The sequence below is a fragment of the Stakelama flava genome, from assembly GCF_019351405.1.
Taxonomy (GTDB): Bacteria; Pseudomonadota; Alphaproteobacteria; order Sphingomonadales; family Sphingomonadaceae; genus Sphingomonas; species Sphingomonas flava_A.
In genome coordinates this window covers 76,532-93,087 of sequence record NZ_JAHWZX010000005.1, presented here as the reverse complement: position 1 = coordinate 93,087, position 16,556 = coordinate 76,532, and the positions used below count along the sequence as shown (strand labels likewise).

General features: G+C 63.8%; 13 protein-coding genes. 6 read left to right on the top strand and 7 right to left on the bottom strand.

The genetic code is table 11. From position 1 onward, the window contains the following. Positions 1-33 precede the first annotated feature (33 nt). The 3 genes from KY084_RS07195 (at position 34) to KY084_RS07185 (ending at position 6,328) form a co-directional block, all read left to right on the top strand. Positions 34-1,209 carry an alpha-hydroxy-acid oxidizing protein gene (locus KY084_RS07195; RefSeq protein WP_246586967.1) on the top strand — a complete coding sequence of 392 codons (1,176 nt, stop codon included), beginning with the start codon at positions 34-36 and terminating at the stop codon, positions 1,207-1,209. 337 nt (positions 1,210-1,546) lie between these two features. Further along, the gene (locus tag KY084_RS07190) at positions 1,547-4,252 is read left to right on the top strand and encodes a TonB-dependent receptor (RefSeq protein WP_219237779.1); all 2,706 of its coding nucleotides are present in this window, start codon (positions 1,547-1,549) and stop codon (positions 4,250-4,252) included. A gap of 93 nt (positions 4,253-4,345) precedes the next feature. Further along, on the top strand, positions 4,346-6,328 hold the full coding sequence (locus KY084_RS07185) for a tetratricopeptide repeat-containing sulfotransferase family protein (protein ID WP_219237778.1): 1,983 nt from the start codon (positions 4,346-4,348) through the stop codon (positions 6,326-6,328). Between the two features lie 33 nt (positions 6,329-6,361). Here the strand turns inward: KY084_RS07185 and KY084_RS07180 are convergent, their stop codons facing one another. Then, positions 6,362-7,357 (bottom strand): ligase-associated DNA damage response exonuclease, encoded by a 996-nt coding sequence (locus tag KY084_RS07180; protein ID WP_219237777.1) that lies wholly within the window; start codon positions 7,355-7,357, stop codon positions 6,362-6,364. 93 nt (positions 7,358-7,450) lie between these two features. On the opposite strand from KY084_RS07180, the gene KY084_RS07175 reads away from it, so the two are divergent. The 3 genes from KY084_RS07175 to pdeM all read left to right on the top strand — a co-directional run bounded on the left by KY084_RS07175 (position 7,451) and on the right by pdeM (position 10,867). Next, a complete protein-coding gene (locus tag KY084_RS07175; RefSeq protein WP_219237776.1) occupies positions 7,451-7,633 on the top strand; it encodes a hypothetical protein in 183 nt (60 codons plus the stop codon). A 112-nt stretch (positions 7,634-7,745) separates the two neighbouring features. Beyond that, complete coding sequence (locus KY084_RS07170) at positions 7,746-10,172, top strand: ligase-associated DNA damage response DEXH box helicase (RefSeq protein WP_219237775.1); 2,427 nt, start codon at positions 7,746-7,748, stop codon at positions 10,170-10,172. Positions 10,173-10,204: 32 nt separating this feature from the next. Then, on the top strand, positions 10,205-10,867 hold the full coding sequence (gene pdeM / locus KY084_RS07165; RefSeq protein ID WP_219237774.1) for a ligase-associated DNA damage response endonuclease PdeM: 663 nt from the start codon (positions 10,205-10,207) through the stop codon (positions 10,865-10,867). Between the two features lie 40 nt (positions 10,868-10,907). Here the strand turns inward: pdeM and KY084_RS07160 are convergent, their stop codons facing one another. The 6 genes from KY084_RS07160 to KY084_RS07135 all read right to left on the bottom strand — a co-directional run bounded on the left by KY084_RS07160 (position 10,908) and on the right by KY084_RS07135 (position 16,461). After that, on the bottom strand, positions 10,908-11,606 hold the full coding sequence (locus tag KY084_RS07160) for a head GIN domain-containing protein (protein WP_219237773.1): 699 nt from the start codon (positions 11,604-11,606) through the stop codon (positions 10,908-10,910). 44 nt (positions 11,607-11,650) lie between these two features. Next, positions 11,651-12,364, bottom strand: coding sequence for a head GIN domain-containing protein (locus KY084_RS07155; RefSeq protein WP_219237772.1), 714 nt, complete (start codon positions 12,362-12,364; stop codon positions 11,651-11,653). Between the two features lie 109 nt (positions 12,365-12,473). Further along, on the bottom strand, positions 12,474-13,013 hold the full coding sequence (locus KY084_RS07150; RefSeq protein ID WP_219237771.1) for a CarD family transcriptional regulator: 540 nt from the start codon (positions 13,011-13,013) through the stop codon (positions 12,474-12,476). 260 nt (positions 13,014-13,273) lie between these two features. After that, the gene (gene fdxA / locus KY084_RS07145) at positions 13,274-13,615 is read right to left on the bottom strand and encodes a ferredoxin FdxA (RefSeq protein WP_219237770.1); all 342 of its coding nucleotides are present in this window, start codon (positions 13,613-13,615) and stop codon (positions 13,274-13,276) included. A 49-nt stretch (positions 13,616-13,664) separates the two neighbouring features. Then, the gene (locus tag KY084_RS07140) at positions 13,665-13,940 is read right to left on the bottom strand and encodes a S4 domain-containing protein (protein ID WP_219237769.1); all 276 of its coding nucleotides are present in this window, start codon (positions 13,938-13,940) and stop codon (positions 13,665-13,667) included. Between the two features lie 10 nt (positions 13,941-13,950). Beyond that, a complete protein-coding gene (locus KY084_RS07135; RefSeq protein ID WP_219237768.1) occupies positions 13,951-16,461 on the bottom strand; it encodes a helicase-related protein in 2,511 nt (836 codons plus the stop codon). Positions 16,462-16,556 lie beyond the last annotated feature (95 nt).

Below are 16,556 nucleotides of genomic sequence, written 5' to 3'. Positions count from 1 at the left end.
GCATCCTGCCCGGCAAAACCGGCAAGTGAGAGGATGCGAACCATGGGCCATTTCGGCGATTATCAGAACCGGATTTACATGGCGGGGTTGCAGGGCAGGTTGCCCGATATTCCGGTCGACGCCAAAACGCTGGAACGCCGCGCGGAAGCGGCATGGTCGCCGCAGGTGCACAACTATGTTCAGGGCGGATGCGGCGATGAAGGCACGCAGGACGCCAATGTCGCCGCCTTCGCGCATTGGGGCATGGTGCCGCGCATGATGGTCGATTGTTCGGCGCGCGATCTGTCGGTCGAACTGTTCGGGTGCCGATATCATTCGCCGCTGTTCATGAGTCCGATCGGCGTCACCGGCATCTGCACACAGGACGGGCATGGCGATATTGCCGCCGCCCGCGCTTCCGCGGCAACCGGCGTGCCGATGTGCGTTTCGACGCTGGGCAATGACCCAATGGAGAAGGTTGCTGAGGCGCTGGGCGATATGCCGGGCTGGTTCCAGCTCTATACTCCCAAGAACCGCGAACTCGCCGAAAGTCTGGTCCACAGGGCTGAAAAGGCCGGATACCGCGCACTGGTCGTCACGTTAGACACCTGGGTCACCGGCTGGCGTCCGCGCGACCTCGACGCCGGAAACTTCCCGCAGCTCAGAGGCGCTGTCCTGAGCAACTATTTCACCGATCCCGTTTTCCGCTCGCTGCTCGCAAAGCCCCCGGAGGAGGACCCGCAGGCGGCAATTCTCACCTGGGCGACAACCTTTGGGCAGGTGCTGACATGGGACGACATGGCGTGGCTCAAATCGATCACGAAGCTGCCGGTCGTGCTGAAGGGCATCTGCCATCCCGACGATGCGGCGCGCGCGATCGATAGCGGCGCGGATGCGATCTATTGCTCCAACCATGGCGGGCGGCAGGCGAATGGCGGCATCGCGGCGATCGATATGCTGGGTGACGTGGTGAAGGCGGCGGGCGAGGTGCCGGTTCTGTTCGATTCGGGCGTGCGAACCGGCAGCGACGCGATAAAGGCGTTGGCAATGGGTGCGTGTGCGGTAGGGGTGGGGCGGCCCTTCACCTATGGTCTTGCGCTTGGCGGGGCAGAAGGCGCGGCGCATGTCCTCAACTGCATTCTGGCGGAGGCTGACCTGCTGATGGCGGTGAACGGCTATCCCACGCTTGCGGCGGTGCGTGAGGCCGGGGTGCGCCGACTAGCGAAATAATCCATTTCACGAATCGTATTCGCATCGAAAATCAGGCTAATCGATACGCCCTTGTCGGGGTATTGGCATAAGGTCAGGCTTTTACTGGCCGGCCTTGCCGAAAAATGGCGCCGCCCAGTCTTGTGGCATAAATGTCACTAACGTTCAGCCAGTTTGGCAGTTTTGTCACGCAACGGTATCACTGACGGACGCTCTTTGCTAACTGCGCCCCTCTCCCGCGAAATCTTTGGATAGCTGGCGTTCGTCTTTGCAGTCACGCGGGGGAACTATCCGCAGACTTCGCATCGGCCGCCTGTGCTGCCGCGAAGGCCAAGAACAAGCCCAAAAGGGGAAGATCATGACCAAGTTTCTGACCGGCGCGTCGATGACCGCGCTCGTGACGTGTTTCGCCGCGCCCGCCATGGCGCAGACGACCACCGACCAGACCACCGGCACCCAGAATGCGCAGGCGAGTGCGCAGCAGCGTACGGGCGGCGTGCAGGATATCGTGGTCACCGCGACCCGGCGTTCGGAAAACCTTCAGGATGTTCCGATCGCGGTTCAGGCGCTGGGCGGCGAAAAGCTGGACCAGCTCGGCGTCAGCAATTTTCAGGACTATCTTACCGAACTGCCCAATGTCACCGCCGGGGGCGGCGGGCCGGGGCAGAACACGATCTATATTCGCGGTCTTGCCTCCACGACGCCGAACCTGACCACGGCGGGCGTCGCCGGTCTTGCGCCGAACGTGTCGATCTATCTCGACGAACAGCCGCTGTCGCAGCCGGGCCGCAACCTTGACGTCTATGCCGCCGATCTGTCGCGTATCGAGGTGCTGTCCGGGCCCCAGGGCACGCTGTTCGGTGCCAGTTCGCAGGCGGGTGTGGTCCGTCTGATCACCAACGAACCGGTGCTTGGCCGGTTCGAGGGCAATGTGAAAGCGGGCGTCGGCTTCACCAAGAGCGGCGACATGAGCGACAAGGTCGAGGCGGTGCTGAACGTGCCGGTGACCGACAACATCGCGGTTCGCGGCGTCGTGTTCGTCGATCATCAGGGCGGATATATCGACAATGTCGCGGGAACGCGCAACGCGTCGCAAAGTGCTCGCTTCCGCCCCGAAGGCACGGTCCGCTACAACGGCGTCCCGGTCAGCGCGACGCGCGCCGGTTTCCAGTCGGGCGCTGACCTGAGCGGCGTGAACTTCATCGACGCGAACAACAACAATCTGGTCGAAGACAATTTCAACGACACCGATTACAGCGGCTTTCGCGTCACCGCGTTGTGGGAAATCAACGCCGACTGGTCGATCAAGGTCGCGCATATGCGCCAGGGTCTCGACACCGACGGCGTCTTCTTCGAAGATCCCGAACTCGATGACCTGGAAATCCAGCGCTATCAGCCGGACAATCTGGAGGATGATTTCTCCAACACCGCCTGGACGGTGAACGGGCGCGCAGGCCAGCTCGACCTGATCTATACCGGCGCCTATACCGACCGCGAGACCGACCAGCGCGTCGATTACACCGACTATCTGTTCGCCGGCCAGTATCTGCCCTATTATATCTGCGACACGTCGGTCAGCTATCCGGGCGACGCGGCTCCCTCGGGCACCTGCCAGGCACCCTATGCGAACGTCACCTCGCATTCCAAGATGGAAAAGATCACGCAGGAATTCCGCGTGAATACGCCGGAGGAAAAGCGTTTCCGCATCACGGCGGGCGTGTTTTACGGCAAGACCACGCTGAAGGAGCGTAACGATTATAACTATCTCGGCTCGCAATATATCACGAGCTATGACGGTTCGACCGGCTTCCCGGCGAACAGCGCCTTCACTTCGGGCTATTATTCCGATCCGGCGGCATTCGATCAGGGCACCATTTTCCGCAACGACACCAAGCGCACGGACGAGCAGTTCGGGCTGTATGGCGAAGCAAGTTTCGACCTGATCCCGGACAAGCTGACCGCGACCTTCGGCATGCGCTATTACGACGTGTCGGTCGATCTGGGAGGCGGCGCGAGCGGTTCGTTCTGCAATCTGGCGGCGGGTCAGGATATCAATGCCTATGGCACCAATATCAGCGACCTTTACGATGGTGACGGCGAATATACGTATATCAATACGTGCAACACCGACGCGATGATCACCTTCAACCGCGACGATTCGCTCGACAGCATCGCCGATCAGCTCGCCGCGGCAAATGGCGGCGATGCGGCGGGTTATGCGACCACCGCGCAACAGATCTACAATGCGGTGCGCGCGCCGGACAAGGCAAAGACCAAGGGTGCGATCGTCAAGGCGACGCTAACCTATACGCCGACGCGGGACCTGTTGTTCTACGGCACCTATTCGGAAGGGTTCCGTCCCGGCCTGCTCAACCGTCCCGGCGGCGCGCTTGGGCCCAACGGGTTCACCGTGCCGTTCGAACTCGATACCGATGAGGTCAAGAACTACGAATTCGGCATGAAGAGCAAGCTGTTCGACAATCAGCTCGTCTTCAACGCCAGCGCGTTCTATGTCGATATTTCGAACCTGCAGACGACGATTTTCGATCCCAGCATCACCAATCTGTTCTTTTCGGACAATGCGGCGGATGCGCGGATCGAAGGCGTCGAGGGTGAAGTCAGCTTCGCGCCGTACAGCGTTCCGGGGCTGACCCTGTCGGGGGCATTCTCGTTCCTGAACACCAAGATCACAAAGGTGCTGACGCCGACCGACGATGTGCATGTGGGCAGCGACCTTGCCTATGCGCCCAGCTTCCAGGGCAATCTCAGCGTTCGCTACGAATGGGATCTGACCAGCGATCTGACCGCGCATGTCATGCCGCATGTCACGCATTCGGGATCGAAATACACCGACATCATCGACATCAACAAGCTGAAGCTGGACGGATACACGATGGTCGGCATGACCGCGGGCATCGCCAAGGACGGCTGGATGTTCGAAGTGTATGGCGACAATCTGACCGACAAGCGGGCGCAGATCAGCGGCGATTTCTATTATGATCGCCCGCGCATCACCGTGGCGCGTCCGCGCACCATCGGCGCGCGTGTCCGCTACGATTTCTGATCCGCTGACGATCGACGGTTTTTCGCTGTCGAACGAAATCGCGGCGGGGGAGGCCACTGGTCTCTCCCGCCGCTTTCGTGTTTGAAGGGGCCGATGACCGATACCGCCACTGACGACCCGTTGATCCTGGCCAGGCAGCACCTTGCCCGGTCCCGCCCCGAAGCGGCATTGCGCCTTACCGAAACCGTGCTGGGGCAGGGGGGTGATACGCGCGAGGCATTATATGTCGCTGCGGTCGCCGCGCGCTATGCCGGGGCGGCGGAACGGGCCGCCGGCTATCTCGACCGGTTGATTGCGCACTCACCCGAATATGGCCGCGCCTATCAGGAGCAGGGACATCTGGCACGCGACAAGGGGGACGCGGATGCGGCGATCCTTGCCTATGCCCGTGCCTGCCGCCTCAATCCCGCATTGGAGGCGAGCTGGAAATGGCGGGCCGAATTGCTCGCGGCGCGCGGCCGTCAGGGCGAGGCGGCGACGGCAAAGGCGCAGGCCGACCGGTTGGCCGCGATGCCGCGCGAACTCGTCGCGGTGACCAACATGATCCATGAAGGACGGCTGTTGAAGGCCGAGGCGCTGTGCCGTCGCTTCCTTCAGGCCAACCCCCGTCATGTCGAGGGGATGCGCCTGCTTGCCGATATCGGCAGCCGGATGGGCATATTGGACGACGCCGATTTCCTGCTCGAAAGCGCGGTCGCGCTTGATCCCGACAATATCCAGCTTCGCTTCGACTGGATTCAGGTGCTCAGAAAGCGCCAGAAATTCGCGCAGGCGCTGGAGCAGGCAGAGGCGCTATATGATCGTGAGCCCGAAAACCCCCTGTTCCAGTCGCAACTTGCGATCGAGGCGATGCAGACCGGCGATTATAATCGCGCCTTCGCCTTGTTCGACGCGGTCCTTGAAAAACTGCCGGGCGATGTCGCGACGCTGACGTCGAAGGGCCATGCGCTGAAAACGCGCGGCGATGCCGAAGGTGCGGTCGGCGCTTATCGCGCGGCGACGGCGGCGCGGCCCGATCATGGCGATGCCTGGTATTCGCTCGCCAACCTCAAAACCTATCGCTTTACCGACAGTGAAATCGCCCGGATGCACGAACAGGCTGGGCGCGGCGACCTGGCCTTTATGGACCGGGTTAATATCAGCTTCGCGCTGGGCAAGGCGCATGAGGACCGGAAGGAATATGAAGAATCCTTTCGCTTCTACGACCAGGGCAATGCGCTCAAACGGCAGCAGTCGCGCTACGATGCGGATCAGATGACGGCTGAGCTTGCGCTGCAACGCGAGCATTGCACGCGCGAGCTGTTCGAGGCGAAGGCTGGGAGCGGCGATCCCGCGCCCGACCCCATCTTCGTGCTTGGCCTACCGCGCGCGGGGTCGACGCTGATCGAGCAGATTCTGGCGTCGCACAGCCAGGTCGACGGCACGCTGGAACTACCCAACATCCTTTCGCTCGCGCACCGGCTTCGCGGCCGCGCGCGCAAGGCAGGCGAAGGGGCATACCCCGCGAACCTGTCCGAACTGACGCGCGAACAATTCGCCGCGATGGGGCGTGACTTTATCGAAAACACGCGCGTTCACCGGCAGGGCGCGCCGTTTTTCATCGACAAGATGCCGAACAATTTCCGGCATATCGGGCTTATCCACCTGATCCTGCCCAATGCGAAGATCATCGACGCACGGCGCGATCCCATGGACTGCTGTTTTTCGGGCTTCAAGCAACTCTTCGCCGAGGGGCAGGAATTTACCTACGGCCTGCACCAGATCGGCCGCTATTATCGCGATTATGTCGACCTGATGGCCCATTGGGACGCGGTTCTGCCGGGCAAGGTGTTGCGCGTTCGCCATGAGGATGTGATCGACGATCTGGAAGGGCAGGTGCGCCGGATGCTTGACCATCTCGGCCTCCCGTTCGAACCGGCGTGTCTGCAATTCCACAAGACCGATCGCGCGGTGCGCACGGCCAGTTCCGAACAGGTCCGCCGCCCGATCAACCGGTCGGGAGTCGGCGTGTGGCGCAACTACGAACCCTGGCTGGATGAGCTGAAGGACGCGCTAGGCCCCGACCTCGCTCCCTGACGGGGAACCGCCGCGCGACCGCCGGCGAGCGGGTCAGTCGTCCTCGTCCTCGAAGCCGACCAGGGCGAGTGCGCGCGCCTTTATCTGGTGCAGGGAACACCAATGGACCAGCGCATCCTCCCGGCCATGGGTCACCCAGACTTCTTTCGGCGCGATTTCGCGGATGGTCTGGGTCAGTTCGTCCCAGTCGGCATGATCGGACAGGATGATCGGCAGTTCGACATTGCGCTGCCGCGCGCGCTGGCGCACCCGCATCCACCCTGACGCCATCGCGGTGATCGGATCGGGCAGGCGGCGCGACCAGCGGTCGTTCAGCGCGCCGGGCGGGCACAGCACCACGCGCCCCTTCATCTCCCCCTTATCGCTGTCGGTCGCGGGGCGCAGTTCCCCGAGATCGACACCGTGTTCGATATAAAGGTCGCACAAACGTTGCAGCGCGCCGTGAATATAGATCGGGTCGGTATGGCCAAGGTCGCGAAGTTCGCGGATCACGCGCTGCGCCTTGCCAAGCGCATAGGCGCCGACCAGCACGCAGCGATTCGGGTTCGCGTGAAGCGCATCGAGCAGCTTGGTCAGTTCATCGTGCGTTTCGGGATGGCGAAACACTGGCAGGCCGAACGTCGCCTCAGTGATGAAGATATCGCATGTCACCGGTTCGAAGCGCGCGCAGGTGGGGTCGGGCCGCCGCTTATAGTCGCCCGAGACGACTATGCGTTCGCCGCGATGATCCAGCACGATCTGCGCCGATCCCAGCACATGGCCTGCCGGAACGAAGCTGATATCGACCTCGCCCAACCGCATCGTCTCGCCATAGGCGACCGGTTCGCCCGCCTGCGGGCCATAGCGCGCGCCCATGATCGCCAGCGTTTCGGGTGTTGCCCACACCCGGCCGTGGCCGCCGCGCGCATGGTCGGCATGGCCGTGCGTAACCAGCGCGCGCGCCTTCGGGGCGGACGGGTCGATCCACGCATCTGCGGCGGGGACGTAAATTCCTTCGGGATGGGGTTCGATCCAGCTTCCTAGCGCCATTCCGACGATATGGGGCCTGCGCGTCCCGCTGCCAATCGGATCGAAAGGCGATGGCCGCGTGTTGATGCAGGCGAACAGGCCGGGAGAGTGATAATGGACCTTGGAAGCCTTTGGGGTGTCTTGACGGTCGTCGGGCCGATCCTGCTTGCCGCGGTGATCATCTGGGCGATCCTGAACAACCGCGGTTCCGCGCGGGAGAAATCGCATACCGAAGCGGCAACGCGGCGCATGTACGACGAACAGGATCGTGAGGACAAGGCGAACGAAAACCGGTAAGGCTGCACCGTCGCACCGGCCCTGAACAGCGGTAACGGGCCGTTCTTCTTTACCTCGTTCGATCGGGAAATCATCGGGTTTTGACAGGCTCTTCGCGAACGGCGCCCGGACCGTGGATGTAACGAAAACGCAGGACGCCTTGCCCGAACCGCTTCGCCGCTGGTTCGAAGCGCGCGGCTGGCAGCTCCGGCGGCACCAGCGCGAGATGCTGACGGCTGCGCGCGAAGGTCGCCACGCGCTGCTCGTCGCGCCGACCGGGGCGGGAAAGACGCTGGCCGGGTTCCTGCCAAGCCTTGCCGACCTGATCGAACATCCCACCGATGGCCTGCAAACGCTGTACGTGTCGCCGCTAAAGGCGCTGGCCGTCGATGTGCAGCGAAACCTGCTCGCCCCGATCGAGGAGATGGGGCTTTCGCTACGGGTCGAAACGCGTAGCGGCGACACTCCGTCCGATCGCAAGGCGCGCCAGCGCACCCGCCCACCGCACATCCTGCTCACCACGCCCGAATCGCTCAGCCTGCTGCTCAGCTATCCCGACAGCGGGCAATTGTTCGCCGGGCTGAAAACCGTGGTGATTGATGAGGTTCACGCCTTTGCCACGCAGAAGCGCGGGGACCTGCTCTCGCTCGCGCTTGCCCGGCTGCAACGGCTTGCCCCCGCCATGCGTCGCGTGGCGCTGTCGGCGACGGTGGCCGATCCGGACGGCTATCGTGCCTGGCTTGCCCCGCATGGCGATATCGACAGCGTCGCGGCGGTGATGGGCGAAGCGGGGGCCGATCCCGATATCGCCATCCTGCTGCCCGAAGGCCGCGTGCCATGGTCGGGCCATTCGGGGCGCTATGCTGCGGCGCAGGTCATGGCGGAGATAGAGACGCACCAGACCACCATCGTCTTCTGCAATACGCGCAGCCTTGCCGAACTGATCTTCCAGGACCTGTGGAAGGTCAATGAATTGAAGCTTCCCATCGGTGTGCATCACGGCAGTCTGGCGCGCGAGGCGCGGCGCAAGGTCGAAGGCGCGATGGCCGACGGCCGGCTGCGCGCGCTGGTCGCGACCGCCAGCCTCGACCTTGGTGTCGATTGGGGCAATGTCGATTGCGTGATTCAGATGGGCGCGCCCAAAGGTTCATCGCGCCTGTTGCAGCGGATCGGGCGCGCCAACCACCGGCTCGACGAACCGTCAGAGGCAGTGCTCGTCCCCGGCAACCGGTTCGAATATCTTGAAGCGCGCGCCGCGCTCGACGCGGTGGAGGCGGGTGAACTCGATCCCGATATCTTCCGCGCGGGCGGGCTGGATGTGCTGGCGCAGCATATCATGGCGTGCGCGTGCGCCGAACCCTTTGCTAAGGACGAAATGCTCGATGAAGTGCGATCGGCGCTGCCCTATTCGGCATTGGAAGCCGAGACATTTGAGCGCGTCCTCAACTTCATTGCCGATGGCGGCTATTCGCTGCGCGCCTATGACCGGTTCAAACGGCTGACCAAAGACGTCGACGGGCTGTGGCGCGTCAGCCATCCGCGCTTCGTCACCCAACACCGGCTCAATGCAGGCATCATCGTAGATGCGCCGACGCTGAATGTGCGATTCAAGAACGGACGCAAGCTCGGCACGGTGGAGGAATATTTCGCCGCGTCGCTCACCCCCGGCGACACGTTTTTCTTCGCGGGGATGAGCCTTGAGGTCGAGCGGATGGACGTTACCGATCTGGTCGTTCGCGCGACCAGTCGCCCGGCGCGAATCCCGACCTATGTCGGCGCGCGGATGCCGCTTTCGACCAACCTGGCGCGCCGCGTGCGCACCTTTCTGCACGATCCGAACCAGTGGCGGCGCTTTCCCGCCGATGTTCGCGAATGGCTGGAGGTTCAGGACTATCGCTCGGTCCTGCCCGGCCCCGACCAGCTTCTGGTCGAAACGTTCCCCCGCGAAGGGCGGCATTATATGGTCGCCTACAGCTTTGAAGGATGGAATGCGCATCAGGCGCTAGGGATGTTGATCACCCGGCGGATGGAGGCGCAGGGGCTGAAACCGCTTGGGTTCGTCGCGAACGATTATGCGCTTGCCTGTTACGGGCTGGAGCCGGTGACCGACCCCGCATCGTTGTTTTCGCCCGACATCCTCGAACATGAATTCGTCGAATGGGTGCAGGGTTCGGCGCTGCTGAAACGCGCCTTTCGCGAAGTCGCGGTAATCGGCGGGCTGGTCGAGCGTCAGCATCCGGGTAAGCGAAAGAGCGGCAAGCAGGTCACCTTTTCGACTGATCTGATCTATGACGTGCTGCGCAAATACGAACCCGACCATTTGTTGCTGCGCGCGGCGTGGGAGGATGCGCGTGCGCGGATGACCGATGTCGGACGGTTGGCCGATCTGCTCGACCGGGCGGGCGATACCATGGTGCATGTCGACCTTTCGCGCGTCAGCCCGTTGGCGGTGCCGATCCTGGTGTTGATCGGGCGCGAAAGCGTGGCGCAGGGAAGCGCGGACGATGCATTGCTGGAGGAGGCCGAGATACTTGCCGCCGAGGCTATGGCGCGCGATTGACCGCAGCGCGCGTTCGGGCGATAGGAAGCGCCATGGTTCCCCTTTCGTTCGCAGGCCATGATTTTCTGACCCGTCCCGACGGCGCGCTGTTCTGGCCCGCGCGGCGCGCGCTACTGGTCGCCGACCTGCATTTCGAAAAGGCGAGCTGGTTCGCCCACAAAGGGCAAATGCTGCCGCCCTATGATTCGATCGATACGCTTCGCCTGCTCGAAGCGGCAATTGAGACGCTGGGCGCGCGCGAAGTGTGGTGCCTGGGCGACAGCTTCCATGACCCGGAAGGATGCGCCCGGCTGTCGGACGATGCGCAGGCGCTGCTGCGGCGGCTCGCCGAAGCGACCGAATGGACGTGGATTACCGGCAATCACGATGCCGGGATGATCGACCATTGCGGCGGGCGCGTCGTCGAAGAGGCGCGGGTGGACGGCCTGATCCTGCGGCATGAAGCGCGGGCCGGGGAAGTCGCGCCGGAACTGTCGGGGCATTATCATCCCAAATTGCGGCTGACGCTCCGCGGACGACGCGTCGCACGGCGCTGCTTCGTCGCCACGTCGGCAAAGCTGATCCTGCCCGCATTCGGCGCGCTGACCGGCGGGCTGGACGCAGCGCATCCCGAAATCGTCCGCGCGGTAGGCAAGGGGGCAGAGGCGCTGGTTGCGACCGAACGAAGGCTGTTGCGCTTCCCGCTCGCGGCCTAAGACAAGGCCCGACCGCGAACGCGGTTTGAGCGTGGCGGTCCTAAGGACGTTTTTCACCGCAGACGACGGGACCGGGGCCGTGTATCTTGCACGCCGGGTCGCCCTCGATCCGCACATCGCCGACGCCTAGCGCGGTGACGTCCGCCGACCGCTCAGCGGTGAAGCTGCTCGCCCCGGTTCCATCCGACGTTGCGTACAAATCCTGTACGGTCAGCGCGGTGGCGTCTATCCGACCCGATCCGCTGTTGGCGAAGCGGGCATTCGCTGCCTTGCCGCTCAGTTTCAGCAGGCCCGACCCGGCGACGACGCCGTTGATCGAATCCGCCTGAACATCGGCGACGTCGATCGCGCCCGAACCGATCACGCCAAGCTGCACGTCCATTCCCTCGGCGCGGTCGAGGGTCAGCGAACCGCCGCCGCGCACTGCGGCTTCGCGGATATCGTGGCTGGTGACGGTGATCGTCGCGCGTTCGTGCCGCGCGCCGGGCCAGCCGCCCCAGTCATTGCTGCTTTCAGCGACGATCAGCACCCGGCCTTCGACATGGACGTCGACCATGTCGATCGCGCGGCTGTCCCCGCTGATCGTCGCGCCGGACGGCTTGCCGGTGGTGGCCGCGACGCGGAACGGGCCATCGATGCGGATCGTGTCGAACCCGGTCAACATCACGCGCCGATCCTCGGCATGGGCGGACAAGGGGAGCAGGCAGGCGGTCAGAGCAAGCGCGAATAAGCGGGTCATGTAAGCAGCATCGCATCACATCGAATGGCTTTAGGCAAGCATGATCAGCCGCAATGCACGTCGCCGGAACCGGCCTTGCTGATCGTGCAACGCGCTGAACTGCCCAGATCGACATCGCCCGATCCGTGGAGCGCAACCTGCGCCGGGCCGGTGACCGTGGCAGTCGCATCGCCCGATCCGGCGATCGACACATTTGCGCGCGCAGCTTTCAGCGCGCGTCCGCTGACATCGCCCGATCCCGCAATCGCTATGGTCAGCATGTCGGCGTTGCCCGATGCATCGATATCGCCCGACCCTGTGATGGAAAGGCTGACATTGCCGCCTGACAGCGCACCGATATGCATATCGCCCGATCCGGCGATCGCACCGTCGAAATCGCCCTCGGCCCGATCGATATCGATGTCGCCCGATCCGCGGGTGCTTGCCCTGGCTATGCGCGGCATGGTGATGAAGAGATGGGCATTGTCGCCCGACCTTGTCGGCCAGTCGCGTTTCTTCATATCGACCCGCAGGTCCTTATTTTCGATGCTGAGTTGCAGCCGGTCGAGCGCTTCCGCCGACCCCGTGCCGCGAATCGAGAAGTCCTTGCCAGTGCTGATGCTGATATCGGTCGATCCGCGCGTTTCCACGCCTTCAAAGCCGGAAAGATTCCAGCTTCGCTGCACATTGTCGCTGGCGGTGTGAAGGTTGTTCGGCGTGTCGGCGGCGCTGTTGCAGGCGGCGATCGGAGCGAGGGCAAGCACAAGCAGGAAACGCATGATCTTTCCTTCCAAAGTGTGTCGCTGACATAATACAGCGTTTCGGAAGGCGCAAATAAAAAGGGCGGCCCGTCACCGGACCACCCCTTCTGGCTGGATGCAGCACCTGTCAGGCGGCGGCTGCGTCCTTTTCCTTGTTATATTTCGGCGCGGCCTCACGCAGGATGTCGAGAATCTTTTCCAGCGCGGTCGGCTCGTCGACTTCTTCCATCGCGGCCAGTTCGCGGGCGAGCCGCGATGCAGCAGCTTCGAAAATCTGCCGTTCCGAATAGCTTTGTTCGGGCTGGTCGTCGGCGCGGAACAGGTCGCGCACGACTTCCGCGATCGACACCAGATCGCCCGAATTGATCTTCGCTTCATATTCCTGCGCGCGGCGCGACCACATGGTCCGCTTCACCTTGGGTTTGCCCTTCAGCGTGTCGAGCGCTTCCTTGAGCGTCTTGTCGCTGGAGAGTTTGCGCATTCCCACGCTTTCGGCCTTGTTGGTGGGCACGCGCAAGGTCATGCGCTCTTTTTCGAACCGGAGGACATACAGTTCGAGCGCCATGCCGGCGATTTCCTGTTTTTGCAGCTCGATTACACGGCCAACGCCATGCTTGGGATAAACAACGTAATCGCCGACATCGAAGGACAGCGCCTTTGCAGCCATAGGGGTGCAACCTTTCCGTGAACTATTGCCCAAGGGACAGCGCATCGCTGCGGCTCGGCAGGGCCGGGCCGAAACAATGCGACCGGGGCGAGAATCAAACGTCTCCGGGCGGAGAACCCATTCGTCTCCGTCAACGTTCCGTTTAACACAGCCGTAATAAAATTACTAGCGATTGATCGCACATAATCGCATTCGCGAAAGCGGCAATGGGCCTTCGCGATGCGGTTTGTGCATGATCGTCAGGCCGTGGCCCGGTGGATTCAGTCGCCTTTACCCGGTTCGGCGGAGAAATATTTCTCGAACTTGCCGTCTTCGCCCTTGTGCGCGTCGGCATCATCGGGGGTCTGGCCGGCATTGGTGGTGACATTGGGCCATTGCGCCGAATAGGTGGCGTTGACTTCCAGCCATTGTTCCAGCCCGCCCTCGGTATCGGGCAGGATCGCTTCGGCCGGGCATTCGGGTTCGCAAACGCCGCAATCGATGCATTCGCTGGGGTTGATGACGAGCATATTCTCGCCTTCGTAGAAGCAGTCGACCGGACAGACCTCGACGCAATCCATATATTTGCAACGGATGCAGGCATCGGTCACGACATAGGTCATCGGGGTACAGCTCCAGTCAAAAGGTCGGCTCCTGCTATGCGTCGCCGGATCATGCGTCAACGCCTTTGGTATCGCCCGGTTTCAACTCGGTAAAAAGCCTCGCGGCTTCGGCGGGCGGGCCGCGTCGGGTAGGTAGCGCTTCGACGCGCAGGATTCGCACGGCGCCGTCGCGCGCAAAGGCGATGATCGCGCCGGGGCGAACCTGTGCATGCGACCGGTCGATTCGCCGCCCGTCGAGTCGAAGGGTCCCGGCCTCAGCCATTTTCTGGGCGATGCTTCGCGATTTCGCTATTCGCGACCACCATAAAAAGCGGTCGATCCGCATCCTGGGCGGTTCACCCATTTTTCAGGTGAAGATCGGCGAGTGCGGCAAAGGCATTGCCCGGATGCGGGCGCGCTGCGCGTTCGCGGCGCGGCGCGGGCCGTCCGCGCCAGACCCAGCGGCGTTCGCCGTCCTGCGGCGGCGCGCTGCGAAAACCGAGCCGCGCCATCAGCTTGTCGAGCGTTTCGGGCTTTAGCCCGATCGAGGTGGCGAGCGCCGGATCGGGGGCAAAAGGTGCCCGGCCCTTGCGCGCCTCGTGCGCGCCGCGCGAAATTCGTTCGACCAGATCCATCCGCACCGCCTGTCCGCCGATCGTACGAAAACCCATTGCAGGGCTCGTCCCCTCTACGCCGCGCGCGAGGACCGTCGCGCCTTCGGGCGGCAGCGAGCGTACGGGATCGCCGCGCAGCCCGAACAAGGTGTGGCGCCAGCGTGCCGCCGCGGGCTTCATCAGCCGGGGATCGAACAGGTCGAGCACGCCGATGACAAAACCGGATTTGCGCAGCCGCTGACGCTCTTCGGCTTCCAGCGCGCCGACCGAATCGGCGATCGGATCGCGCGATGTCAGTCCACCATGATCGGCAAGGGCCGCCGCCACCGCGCGTAGGGCGGGCGATGCGGCGGGGTCGCGCGCAATAGCCTCCACCCGTGTCAGCGCAGTGCAGTGGCGCCGGAGTTCGCTTTCCACCCATTGCTGCGCGCGCGCCTCCACGCGTTCGCGGGTCGCGGCGTCCAGCGCGTCGAGCGCGCGGTCGAGCGCCACGCGCGGCCGCGCCAGCGCCTGGCCCGCTTCCAGCCGCGCAAAAGCTTCGCCCTCCCAGCACAATCGCGGTGGCCCGTCGGCGGTATCGAGCGAAAAGGCGGCATCCTTCGCTGCGACCAGCGCGCCGGCACGCCGGGCAAGCTCACCGGCCAGCCGTTTCTCAGCCGCGGCAAGCAGCATCCGCTTGTCGCCCGCCCGCGCGTCCGCCGCGACGGTGAAACGAAACCCGGCCAACGTGCCGAGCCGGTGCGTGTCGACCAGCACTTCGCCTTCGGCGCCGATCTCCACCGGCAGGTCTGCCGCACCGCTGCCGATCTGGCGGAGCAGTGCCGAAGTGCGCCGGTCGACGAAACGCTGGGTCAACCGGTCGTGCAGCGCGTCGGACAGCTTCTCCTCGATCTCGCGCGTGCGTTCGGCCCAGTGAACCGGATCAGCCAGCCAGTCGTCGCGATGCGCAATATATGCCCAGCTCCGGGTGGCGGCGATCCGTCCCGCGATCATCTCCACATCGCCCTGAACATTGTCGAGCTTTGCGATTTCGCCGGCGAACCATTGGTGCGGAATATGCCCGTTGCCTTCGGTCAGATGCGCGAAAATCCGTCCGACGAAGCGCGAATGCGGATCGACGCCTAGCTTGCGGAAATCGGGAAGCCCGCACGCCGCCCACAGACGCTTCACGGCCGCCGCGCTGCGTGCCCGCTGGCGAACCCAGTCCTCCTCCGCCAGACGTTTGAGCACGGCAAGGTCGATCGCCTGCGGTGCTGCGCGAAGCACGCCGGGTTCGGGGCGCGCCTCCAGACTGGCGATCAGCGCGTCGAGGCCCGAAAGGTCGGGGGCGCCGTCGCGCCAGAACAGATGGTCGAGGCGCGGCATGTGATGCCCCTCGATCGCCAGCACCTCTTCAGGCGTGAACGCGCCGGGGCCGTCGGCGTGCAGCGCGCCGAACGTGCCGTCGCGCTGATGCCGGCCGGCACGCCCGGCGATCTGCGCCATTTCCGCGATGGTCAGCCGGCGGCGACGCTTGCCGTCGAATTTGTGCAACCCCGCAAACGCGACATGGGTGACATCGAGGTTCAGCCCCATGCCGATCGCGTCGGTGGCGACCAGATAGTCGACCTCGCCCGATTGGAACATCTGGACCTGCGCATTGCGGGTGCGCGGGGAAAGCGCGCCCATCACAACCGCCGTGCCGCCGCGAAGCCGGCGCAGCGTTTCGGCAACGGCGTAAACTTCCTCGGCGGAAAAGGCGACGATCGCCGACCGTCGGGGCAGCCGCGACAGCTTCTTTGCCCCGGCATAGCTGAGCGTGGAAAAACGCGGCCGACCGATGATTTCGGCATCGGGCACCAGCGCTTTCAGCATCGGACGAAGCGCGTCGGAGCCGAGGATCATCGTCTCTTCGCGGCCGCGCGCGCGCAACAGCCGGTCGGTGAAGACATGGCCGCGCTCCGGATCGGCGCCAAGCTGCGCCTCGTCCAGCGCGACAAAGGCGGCTTCACGTTCGAGCGGCATCGATTCGGCGGTGCACAACAGCCAGCGGGCATTGGGCGGCAGGATTTTTTCCTCGCCCGTGATGAGTCCGACCTGTTCGGGGCCTTTCATCGCCACTACCCGGTCGTAAACCTCCCGCGCGAGCAGGCGGAGCGGAAATCCCATGATGCCGCTGGAATGCGCGCACATCCGTTCGACCGCGAGGTGCGTCTTGCCGGTATTGGTTGGTCCCAGCACCGCCGTCAAAGGGCTGCGCGCGAAATTGCTCATGACGCGCCCAAGATCGCGATTATCGGCCGGTGGTGCAACTGAAACCCGATCGGTTTGCGACGGAACGCCATGGAAACACCGAAAAAGTTTCGTCC